Annotated in this window: 7 protein-coding genes and 2 pseudogenes; 5 read left to right on the top strand and 4 right to left on the bottom strand. The window is 57.2% G+C overall.

Annotation, left to right across the window (positions count from 1 at the left end; all coding sequences use genetic code 11):
- Positions 1-165 precede the first annotated feature (165 nt).
- The 4 genes from X773_RS72615 to X773_RS72600 all read right to left on the bottom strand — a co-directional run bounded on the left by X773_RS72615 (position 166) and on the right by X773_RS72600 (position 6406).
- Entirely contained in the window at positions 166-2193 is a 2028-nt protein-coding gene (locus tag X773_RS72615) for a CocE/NonD family hydrolase (RefSeq protein ID WP_023680746.1), read from the bottom strand.
- Positions 2194-2504: 311 nt separating this feature from the next.
- Entirely contained in the window at positions 2505-3956 is a 1452-nt protein-coding gene (locus X773_RS72610) for an aldehyde dehydrogenase family protein (RefSeq protein WP_023680745.1), read from the bottom strand.
- Between the two features lie 854 nt (positions 3957-4810).
- The gene (locus X773_RS72605; RefSeq protein ID WP_023680744.1) at positions 4811-5167 is read right to left on the bottom strand and encodes a non-heme iron oxygenase ferredoxin subunit; all 357 of its coding nucleotides are present in this window, start codon (positions 5165-5167) and stop codon (positions 4811-4813) included.
- 21 nt (positions 5168-5188) lie between these two features.
- Positions 5189-6406 (bottom strand): FAD-dependent oxidoreductase, encoded by a 1218-nt coding sequence (locus X773_RS72600; RefSeq protein WP_023680743.1) that lies wholly within the window; start codon positions 6404-6406, stop codon positions 5189-5191.
- Positions 6407-6746: 340 nt separating this feature from the next.
- Between X773_RS72600 and X773_RS72595 the strand changes: the two genes are divergently transcribed.
- The 5 genes and pseudogenes from X773_RS72595 to X773_RS72575 all read left to right on the top strand — a co-directional run.
- Positions 6747-8180 (top strand): PLP-dependent aminotransferase family protein, encoded by a 1434-nt coding sequence (locus X773_RS72595; protein WP_084641883.1) that lies wholly within the window; start codon positions 6747-6749, stop codon positions 8178-8180.
- Between the two features lie 445 nt (positions 8181-8625).
- Positions 8626-8882, top strand: a pseudogene (locus X773_RS72590) (transposase); the annotation flags it as partial.
- Between the two features lie 100 nt (positions 8883-8982).
- Positions 8983-9357, top strand: coding sequence for a transposase (locus X773_RS72585; protein WP_031213335.1), 375 nt, complete (start codon positions 8983-8985; stop codon positions 9355-9357).
- Complete coding sequence (gene tnpB, locus X773_RS72580) at positions 9354-9701, top strand: IS66 family insertion sequence element accessory protein TnpB (protein ID WP_023680738.1); 348 nt, start codon at positions 9354-9356, stop codon at positions 9699-9701. Before X773_RS72585 ends, tnpB begins: the two co-directional genes overlap by 4 nt.
- A gap of 12 nt (positions 9702-9713) precedes the next feature.
- Positions 9714-10373 (top strand): annotated as a pseudogene (locus tag X773_RS72575) (IS66 family transposase); the annotation flags it as partial.
- Positions 10374-10490 lie beyond the last annotated feature (117 nt).

Genomic DNA, 10490 nt, shown 5'->3' with positions numbered 1-10490 from the left:
GGGCGCCGCGCTCGGTAGCACTCTTCTTCGGTTTCTAGCATTGATTGCGCGATAGAATTCGTCGCGTAATTCCTCATGAAGACGTATCTGACGCGCAGATGACTATGGGACCGGCCGAAACTAACCCTTGATTCGATCTGCGGCGAGGTCGCCGCGTTCATCTTCTCAGTTCAGATCGCGCGGAAACTCCTTGACCTCTTCGCGATCAACGATGGTCTCGTCGCCGGAACGCGCGACGAGATGAGTTTCCATGCGCCAGACATCACGTAGCGCGTGCATCGTTGCAGAAACCCTAACTCTGGCGTCCCAATCGCCTCGGGCGTAGCACTTCTCCCAGGTCACGGTTCCCCGTGCCGAATTCGGATCGTCCGGATGGACGACGAAGACGTTTGTCTGCCTGGCTGACAGAGTGATGCCGGTGTGTGGATGACGTACGCTTCCGCCGTCGCTGACGACGGTGTAAGTGGCTTCCCCGGTGATCTGGTTGGTTGTCAGCTCGCGCCGGAAAGGCTCACCCTCCTTGATCACTTCCTGCAGCATCGGCATTGCGCTCTCCGGTCGGTCAAACGCCGCAAGTGCTGCATCCAGTGGCTGCGGTTTGCGCACAGGCAGGATCAGCCTGCTGCCGGCGCAATGGATCGACAGCGTCGCCTTCTCCGGCCCCGGGAAGACAATTGGCCAATGCCCCGTTGCGACGGCAAGGCGGATACGCTGACCCTTCTCGAACCGCTGGCCACAGCAACGCAATTTGATGTGCGCAATCTCGGCCTCGCCCGGATTCATCGGCTGCAGTTCGAAGTCGTCATGCCGATGCGTGAGGTTGAGAATGCCGTAGCTGACGCGTAATGCCGCGCCGTCCTCGAGCACCAGCGACAACGTCGCCGAGATCAGAGCAACCGGCTTGTCCGCGGCGAGCGTGACCTCGAATTCAGGAAAGCCAAGAATCTCCACGGCTTCTTCCAAAGGCTTCGTTTCGAAGACGAGTGCGTTGCCGACTTCCATGCGCTGATCGACCGGCAAGGTCGGATCCACGCCGTAGCCGCACCATGCGCCCGAGGAGAGCCCCGCCGTCGAAGGCGAACAGATTCTCAGCACGTCGTCGCTGCCGGCGCCCTCGGCAAGGAGCCCCGGCGAAAGGGCCAGCGAACGCTCGCTTAGACCGGGTGCCGGCCATGACGGCTCTGCAACCCAGCGCCCTGGCCGCTCATCATAAATAGCGGCTGGCGGACACGGGTCCTGCATCCAGGCACGCAGCATCGGTTCGTAGGTAATGCCGGTGTCGATGCCCTTGAGATACTGGTCCCACCAGCGCAGGCATTCCTTGAGAAAGCCGATGCGCGGTCCTGGCATGGCGAAATGCGGATATTTGTGACCCCAAGGGCCGATCAGGCCTTTCCGGATGCCAGGCAGGCTTTCGAGCATGCGGAAGATCGGGTTCGGATAGCTGTCAGCCCAGCCACCGACGAGGTAAACGGGGATCTCGACATCGGAGTAACCCTCGCAGATCGACCCGTGCTTGTAGAACTCGTCGCGGCGCTGATGCTCGAACCAGTCCTGCATCCAAATGCCGTTGCCGTTGAGGCGGCCTTCCCAAAGCTGGCGCCAGCGGTCGCCGACGATCAGTGGGTCGGGCGGCGTCATGGCGATCGCCCAGGCGGTAGTGCCCCAGTCCAGATTGTCGCACATCTGCGCCCCGCCGAGATAATGGATGTCGTCATTATAGCGGTCGTCGGTAGAGCACAGTGAGATCACGGTTTTGAGCGCCGGCGGGCGGCGGGCGGCGACCTGGAGCCCGTTGAAGCCGCCCCAGCTAATGCCGATCATGCCAACGGCGCCGGAGCACCAGGCTTGCTTCGCCAGCCACTCTATTATCGCCACGCAGTCGTCCTGTTCCTGCTTCAAATATTCACCCTTGCAAACGCCTTCGCTGTCGCCAGTGCCACGCATATCGACACGTACGCCGGCGTAGCCATGACCGGCGAAATAGGGATGCGTAAGTGCATCGCGCTCCACCGTTCCGTCGCGTTTGCGGTAAGGCAGGTATTCGAGGATGGCAGGGACCGGATCGGCCTCGGCGTCTTCGGGGAGCCAGATGCGCGCAGCGAGCTTCACGCCATCTGGCATCGAGATCCACAGGTTCTCGATCTCTCGGACCTTGCGCGGGAAATCGGTTACCACGCGAATATCTTTCATTGCACGGACCTCTTCTCAACTTATGGCAGTTGTCTCGGGTTGATCGATCCGAGCAACGGTGCAGGCGCCTGCGTTGCGCAGGTCTCTTGCAAACGGGCAGCGACCGTGGAACTCGCACCCGGAGGACGACGCGAGATCATCTTGACACATCGAGCGTCAAGAACAGTAATGGCTTTTAAATCCAGCATCGGTGGTGTCTAAGCAGCACCGGTTCAGACATTGGCGTCACTGAACGGTTTGCTACCTGCGCCAATTTGGACCGGAACCATCGTCATTTTGCGCCAACGACCCACAAATATGGTCCCACCGTGTCAGCTCAGCAGGCGGGGCTGAGCATATTCCTTCAAACCCTCGATACCTCCTTCGGTCCCAAAGCCAGATTCCTTACAAGGACTGAACGGATAATCCAAATTGAACTCCAGATGCTTGTTCACCCATATTGTTCCGAAGTCCAACCGCCGAGCGATCCGCGCCGCTCGATCTCTGTCGGCCGACCATACGGAAGCAGTAAGACCATAAGGCGTGGCGTTGGCCCGGCGTACAACGTCATCGACATCCGTAAATGTCAGGACCGGAAGAATCGGGCCGAACTGCTCATCTTTGACGAGCGAGGCTTCGTCGGAGATGTCCGTCACGATGGTAGGGTTGATGAAATAGCCGGCAAGAGCTGGCGCTTTGCCCCCTACGACAATGCGGCCGACTTTCTCCGCTTCATCCAAGTATTGAAGAACTTTATCGAACTGGGCTTTATTCTGCAGAGGACCTACGGTGACATTGTCTTCCAAACCGTCGCCCACAACTGCATTCCGAGCCAGAGCAGCCAGGCATTCGCAGAAGCGATCTGCAATAGCCGCATGAACGTAAACCCGCTTGATTGCAGTACAGACCTGTCCAGTATTGAGAAATGCCGCGTTGAAAATGGCTTGCGCTACACTCTTCAGGTCGACGTCGTCGAATACGATTGCCGGATCATTGCCACCCAATTCCAAAGAGAGACGCTTTAAGCCTTGAGCAGCAGACGTCATGACTGCTTTGCCGGATGCGGTGGATCCCGTAAAAGAAACTTTTGCAATACTGGGGTGGCTGACGAGCTGCGGACCAAATGATCCATCGTCCGCGATGATCTGAATAAGCCCTGCCGGAACAACATCCTTAATGAGTTCACCGAAGCGCAGGGTGGCCAAGGGAGTGGTCGGTGCCGGCTTAATGATTATGGAGTTCCCCGTTATAATTGCGGGACCGATCTTGGATACTGCAGCTTCAAGCGGAAAATTCCACGGCACTATTCCTGCGACGATACCGTACGGTACAAAGAATTGCTCCGCGTAAGCCTCCGGCTTATTATTTAGTACGATAGGACGCAACTCCAGGCCTGAACAGTGCTCAAGAAATTCGGCGCACGAAATGGTTTCGTTTCGAGCTTGCTGAAGCGGTTTTCCCTGCTCCTGGGTCAGAAGGCGTGCAAGTTCTTCGACGTTCTTCCGCAGAACGTCGGCCAGAGCACGGAGGAGACCACTGCGCACCGTCCACTGTTCGGTCCGCCAAGTCACAAAGGCCCGGTCAGCAGCGTGGATCGCCTGCTGCAGAACTTTCGCTCCGGGTACTATCGCGGCTCCGACAGTGCCTTGCGTCGCCGGGTTTATGACCTTGAATTTCAAGCCGTCACGGACAAGAGAGCCATCAACCAGTGAGTAGAAATTTCTTGAATCCGCCATATGGCTATCACTCTCATAGGCTTCAAACGTGCTGCTTGCCTCGCTCATCGAATTCTTTCCCTACTCGACACGCTGTTCAATCTTGATGTTGGCGGAGTACTTAATATTTCACCGGTGAGGGTGCCTGTCTTTGCTGCGGTGAAATTGAGCATCGGAGCCTGGGCGCACATGGCTGAACTTCGGAGGCAGCAGCGTGACCCCGCGGCAATGCTTCGGATAACAATAATATTACTCCACGATCTTTCTGATTTGTCCTGGCTCGGGTTCTCTGGATCCAGTTTGTCTCGATGACTCGCTCCGCCAGGGAAAGTAAGCGCCAAGCTCCGCATTTGTAGATGCAGATGACGGCAAATTGCACCAGCACAACGCCACCATCAGGTGCCTTAGTGACAATGGCAGCCTGATACACAGAGCGATGCGAGGGGCGTGTCTGCGTTAATCCTTCTTTGCTTTCGTCCAGCGAGCCGCCGGCGTCCAACAAGCCCCGCGCGCCAAATCCGAGCGTCCATATCCACAACTGTGCCGAACTCGACAGTACTGACGCATTCTTCGTTTGAGAATAATGGCTGGCTCCGACGCGGCCCGAGAGCTTGTCCGCAACGGCATGCCGGCTTGCCCGAAACCCGCGCGCACAGTCGGCCCTGACGCCTCGCTCTGCTTACCGCTGCGGGTCTTGGACCGTGCCAGCGCACGATNGCACAGTCGGCCCTGACGCCTCGCTCTGCTTACCGCTGCGGATCTTGGACCGTGCCAGCGCACGATAGGGTTCGATGCCTCGCCGATAGTTTCATGGTCCTTTGTTCACACTGAAAAATTGTCGACGGCGCGAGGTCGCTGGCGGCCAGTTTGGTCGCCAGTAATGATGTTCTTGCTGCTGAAAGCTTAAGCAGAAACTGCTTTGTTCAGTCTACGGGAAGTCGCACCAGGACCTGGCCGTCTTCCACCTTCGTCTTGAACACGGTGATTGGGCAGTCAGCCGGGCCTTGAACCACTTCACCGGAGGTGATCTCAAATTGAGCACCATGCAAAGGGCACTCGATAAGAGTCCCCTCCAGCCAGCCATCAGAAAGGAGAGCGAATGCGTGTGAACAAACGTTGTCGGTCGCGTGTACTTTGCCGCCGATCAAGTAGATGGCAATTCGGTTATCGTCGATCTCGAACGGCGTTACGGTGTCCTCTTCAAGATCGGAAAGGGCGCAAAGGATTATCCATTCAGAATGCTGCGGCGCAGTATCTATGTTCTTTTCTACTGTTGTCACAGTTCACTCCGATTGCCACGATTAGCCAGTTGCGAGGTATATATTGGACGGATCAACTTCCTCGGTCCGGCTCATTATGTCAGGCGATATAGGCTTGCCAGCCTTTGCGTCTCGCCGGAGCTGCGTCATGTCACGACCGGGGTTGACTCCCACGGCACTGACAAAACGACCCTGTTCATCGGCGCCAATCTCCAGCCACCGTTCGCTCGCGACGTCTCCGATGCGATACAGGCGCGTCGCGAGCGCTGGCAGCCCGAGTGACTGGATGGTTACGCCGCACTGATCGGACCAGAACCAAGGTAGGTCCTGATACTGTACATCCAGACCGCACATAACTTGTGCCGCCACGACGGCCTGATCGCCGGCCACGGTCCAGCTCTCACTGCGTAGCCGTCGGCCAAGCGCGGGCACAGGATAGTTCGTCACTTCTCCGGCAGCATATATTCCCGGAACGGACGTTTCGCAGCGAGCGTTCACAACGATCCCGTCAGCGGTGTCGATGCCGGCATCGGCAGCGATTTGCGCATTAGGCCCAATCCCGATGCCAATAAGGACCATATCAGCAACGACCGACCCTCCATTCCAAGTCAGAACGACCTCGCCCTTTGAATTATTTGACATACGCAGATTCGCACAGTTCAAACGAAACTCACCACCTTCGCTCGCGTGACGCGTCGCGACCCATTCTGACAAAGAGAGTGAGGCGCTGCGCGGCAGCAGTCGTGGCGCTAACTCAATGACCGTTGTTTGACAGCCCAAGCGGCGAGCCATCCCCGATACCTCTAGCCCGATAAAACCACCGCCTACAACTGCCAGCCGCCGGCCAGGCGCAAGAGCCGCGCGTAATCGCAAAGCGTCTGATTCAGTGCGCAAATAATGAATTTGTGCCGGGTCCACACTGGAGTGCTCGAAGTGCCGTGCTCGAGATCCCGTTGCGATCAACAGCTTGTCGTAGTGTTCCGGTTCACCGATATCAGTATGGACGATGCGTCGAAGAGCGTCGATTAGGGTGGCCTTCGTTCCATCCCGCAAAACGACGCGATCTGCATACAGATCAGACCCTTTCAGAGTCGGCCTCTTGCCCCCCAAGAGAAAGTCCTTGGACAGCGGCGGCCTGTCATAGGGTGTCCCGCTTTCGCTATGAATCAGGACCATGCGCTGCTCAGGACATAGCTCGGCGAGCGTTGTGGCAGCACGATGCCCTGCTAGTCCTCCTCCGATGATAACGACCGTTTCCATAAACCTTCCTCAGCGCCTGGCGACTTTGAACGTTACCAACATGACCAAAAGAAACAAAAATATGGAGATGCGCTAGTGTCAAATTCCTGCGAATTCGTTCAGCACAGACGGCCCAGTCTCCAAACCTCGAAGCGCCTCCTCGCCAGAAACTGTGCTCCGCGGAATTGGTGGCTTTTGTGCATTTTAACGGTCAGAAAGGATTAATATTGATGGGTCTACGGCGGTGCAGAGGGCTCAAGTGCTGCAACAATCTGACTGCGACCCCATTGTTCGTCTAACGGTGGAACGGCTTTCTTGTGCAGACACAGCAGGTGCCAGTTGCGATAGGAAGTCCAATCCTATGACCCATGGTCCCCAAACATCGGCCATGCGCCGCTACGAATTTGTCGTTGACCTCATAAAGCGCCGCATTCGCACGGGGACTCTGAGGGTCGGTGATCGCCTGCCGTCTGTCCGGCAGTTAAGCGAGGATACCGGTTACAGCCCAATGACGGTGCATCATGCGTACGAGCTCCTGGAGGCTGAGGGTGTTTGCGAGGCCCGGCCCCGGTCAGGTTTCTATGTCGTCGGTTTGCCCGCGCCAGTGACAGGCTCAGGGGGCCACGATGGCGATGGAGAGACTGTTAAAAATCTGCCTGAAGCTTTGCTACATATTTGTTATTCAAATGAGCTTGGCGCATTCGGCAGCTTCTACCCAAGTCCGGACTTATTCGACCGCAGCGAAATAGACCGGCTATTGCGCCAGCTCTTGCGGCAAGGCGAGACCAGGCTTGTTGGGTGCGATTCACCACAAGGCGACGTGCAGTTGCGACATGAAATTTCGCGCCGCGTATCAAAGCGAGGATGCATCGTAGCACACGGGGAGATAATCGTCGGCAACACGGGCATGTCGTGCTTCGACATGTGCCTCAATGCATTTACCAAGCCAGGAGACGTAGTCCTTGTCGAAAGTCCTTCTTATTTTCCAATGCTGGCCGGATTGAATCGCAAGAGCCTCTCCGTGGTGGAAATTTACTCCCACCCGCGCTCTGGCATTAATCCCGAACAATTCCTGCATCTTGTCCGCTCGAATTCTGTTCGCGTAGCATTGCTTATGGGCTCCCATCATTATCCCACAGGCGTGACCTATTCCGAGCAAACCATGCGCCGTGTCGTGGAAATTGCCCGCCAACACCAAGTGCTTATCCTTGAAAATGACATGTTCAGCGACCTGAACTACCATGGCAGCAGGCAGCCTTCGTTTAAACAACACGATCCGTCCGATATCGTGGTGCAATTCGGGAGTTTCATGGCCTCGCTCCCGCCAGCGTATGGATTGGGTTGGATCATTGCCGGCACCCACACACGGCGTTTGATGACACACCAGTATACACACGGACTGAACAGCGGTGACGGTATTGTCCAGCGCGCGATCGCCACGTTTCTGGCAATCCGTAGTCAGGACCGACATTTGAGGCGATTGCGCAGCACACTTGCAGCGAGGATGCAACGGGGTCTCGAGCTAATCGCAGAACATTTTCCCAGTGAATGTGTTGTATCGCCTCCCGCCGGCGGGTTTATGTGCTGGGTACGAGGGCCAGTCACCTTCGATGCTACTGGCGCTTTGCTTCAGGCGATAGAATCCGACTTCAGTTTCCTCCCAGGCCCTATTTTCTCGATCGAGGCGTCCTTCCGAAACTTCGTTGCGCTTAACTTCTCGTTCCCGTGGACCACTCAGAGCGAAACTTATCTGGCGAAATTGGGTGAGATGATGCACAGGTCGGCTGGCCGGTGATGGCTCCATCAGATCGAATCGTTTGATGCTGCAGTCTCGTGGATTCTCGACCATCTTTCACGGCGGGCCGTCGGAGGTGAGTTATCGTGGTCAACCGGTCGATAAAAACGTGCAGAGCAGAAGCAAATTATAGAGTCTGAGATGCTGTTCGCTCTTGCCTTGCCCGAAGCTGTTCATTGGCAGTGCTAAGTTCGACAACTATGCGATATTGGGGCTTTTCAGTGAGCGCGCTCAAGAGGGCATTGGATGGAATTCCGAGCTGGTCGAAGGTCGAAATCGCAAGCGGCCGATCTCCTACGGCCAGGTCGGCGAGAGCCTCTTTGGCAGGAGCCTGCATACCTGGATATCTGAAGGAATGCTATCAACCGATTGTGTTGAAAAAGTCGGCGTTGCTGCGAGCTTGAAGTCCTGATTCACTGGTTTGAGTGAATCGGGGGCGCTGCCGATGATGGGCGAACGGACGAACGTTCAGGATGCTCTGTTCTACGAGTTCAACCTCGAGCGCCATGTGCCGGCCAGTCACCTGTTGCGGTCGATAGACAGGTTCGTTGATCTGTCCGGCCTGCGCGCGCATCTGAAGCCATTCTACAGCGAATTGGGTCGCCCCTCGGTCGATCCCGAATTGATGATCCGCATGCTGCTGGTGGGCTATTGCTTCGGCATCCGCTCGGAAGGCGGCTGTGCGAGGAGGTCCATCTCAATCGTAACCGCCCGATTGTCACCGCCTGCCTGACATCGTCGTGATGGCCTATGACACGTGTTTAACGACGTCGTTTGCGACGTGTCTTGTGCGAGGTTTGCGATGCGTGTCGAGATTCTTGGTGCTGAACGGCGTCGTCGCTGGGGTGATAAGAAGAAGCTCGACATCGTCATGTCGGTTGGAATTGACGGGGCGACTGTGACTGAGGTTGCCGAGCGGCATGATGTGACACGGCAGCAGATTTACACCTGGCGGCGAGAGCTGAGGAGGAAGGGGCTCCTGTTGCCGTCGGCGGGTCCCATGTTCCTTCCCGTGGACATGCCCGTGGCGCGGAGCGAACGCTGTATGGGCAAAGGCACCGACAGATTGTCAGCGCTGGTCGAATTCCAACTATGCTGTGGGCGGAACCTGCGCTTTGACAGAGAGATCGATACCGCCACTCTGACTCGGCTTATCCAGGCGGTTGAGACAGCATGATCGGACCGGGAACTGGGGTTCGGGTGTACCTTGCCTGCGGGTTCACGGACATGCGCAAAGGGATCGAGGGTTTGGCTGCACTGACGCAGGATGTGTTGCGCCAGAAGCCGACGGGAGGCGCGGTCTTCGCCTTTCGGGGAAGGCGTGGCGACCGTTTGAAGCTTCTTTATTTTGATGGCCAGGGGTTCTGTCTTTATTACAAGGTCTTGCAGAAGGGTCGCTTTCCGTGGCTGTCGGCGGCCGACGGGACGGCCCGGCTGACGTCAGCGCAAATGGCGATGTTGTGGGAAGGAATTGACTGGCGACGCCCCAATTGGGGTGCGCCGTCGGCGCGTGTCGGGTGATTTAGAACCGTGATCATGGCCAGCGACCTTCTTCATGCCGACGAGACCCCGATCCGGGTGCTGGATCGCTCCATGCAGGACAAAGGGCTGGGGAAAGGCGTAAAGAAAGGCAGGATCTGGACATATGTCCGCGATCAACGCCCATGGGCGGGCGGCGCTCCGCCTGGAGCGGTCTACTACTTTGCTCCGGACTGGAAGGAAGACCACGTCCTCCGCCATCTGAGGCAGACAAGCGGCATCCTCCAAGCTGACGGCTACAAAGGCTACGGCAAGCTTTATGAGCCTGGAGCCGATGGAACATCCCGCTTCCGAGAAGCGGCATGCTGGGCGCATTGGCGACGCGACTTCCATGATATCTGGACCTCGAACAAATCCGAGATCGCATGCGAGGCTCTCGACCGTATCGGTGCGCTTTATGACATCGAGCACGGCATTGCGGGTCAGCCTGCCGATGCCCGCCTTGCCGCACGTCAGAAGCATAGCAAACCAAAGATCGCGGCATTCCGTGTCTGGATCGAAACGCAACTGACCCGCATTCCGGGCAAGAGCGATTTGGCAAAAGACTTCCGTTATGGCCTGAGCCGCTGGCCATCATTGTGCCTGTTCCTCGAAGACGGCCGCGTCGCCATGGACAACAATGCCGCCGAGCGAGCCCTGCGCCCGATTGCCATCTCGGGGTCATTCTGCCCATGTTGGGCAGGAGGTCGAGGTCCATTGCCGTTGGCACCCGTATTTCGGACATCGGCTTCGCTGCGAGAACAGCGAAGAGCGCGCCAACGGCCGGATCAT

It is taken from the genome of Mesorhizobium sp. LSJC280B00 (assembly GCF_000502835.1).
Lineage (GTDB): Bacteria > Pseudomonadota > Alphaproteobacteria > Rhizobiales > Rhizobiaceae > Mesorhizobium.
Note: the sequence above shows the minus strand (reverse complement) of the source record. Positions and strands in the feature narration are given on the sequence as shown.

Bases quoted from the DNA above. Each gene is read 5' to 3' on its own strand.
- tnpB (WP_023680738.1), top strand. From the start codon at position 9,354: ATGATCGGACCGGGAACTGGGGTTCGGGTGTACCTTGCCTGCGGGTTC.
- X773_RS72585 (WP_031213335.1), top strand. From the start codon at position 8,983: ATGCGTGTCGAGATTCTTGGTGCTGAACGGCGTCGTCGCTGGGGTGAT.
- X773_RS72615 (WP_023680746.1), bottom strand. From the start codon at position 2,193: ATGAAAGATATTCGCGTGGTAACCGATTTCCCGCGCAAGGTCCGAGAG.
- X773_RS72610 (WP_023680745.1), bottom strand. From the start codon at position 3,956: ATGAGCGAGGCAAGCAGCACGTTTGAAGCCTATGAGAGTGATAGCCAT.
- X773_RS72595 (WP_084641883.1), top strand. From the start codon at position 6,747: ATGACCCATGGTCCCCAAACATCGGCCATGCGCCGCTACGAATTTGTC.
- X773_RS72600 (WP_023680743.1), bottom strand. From the start codon at position 6,406: ATGGAAACGGTCGTTATCATCGGAGGAGGACTAGCAGGGCATCGTGCT.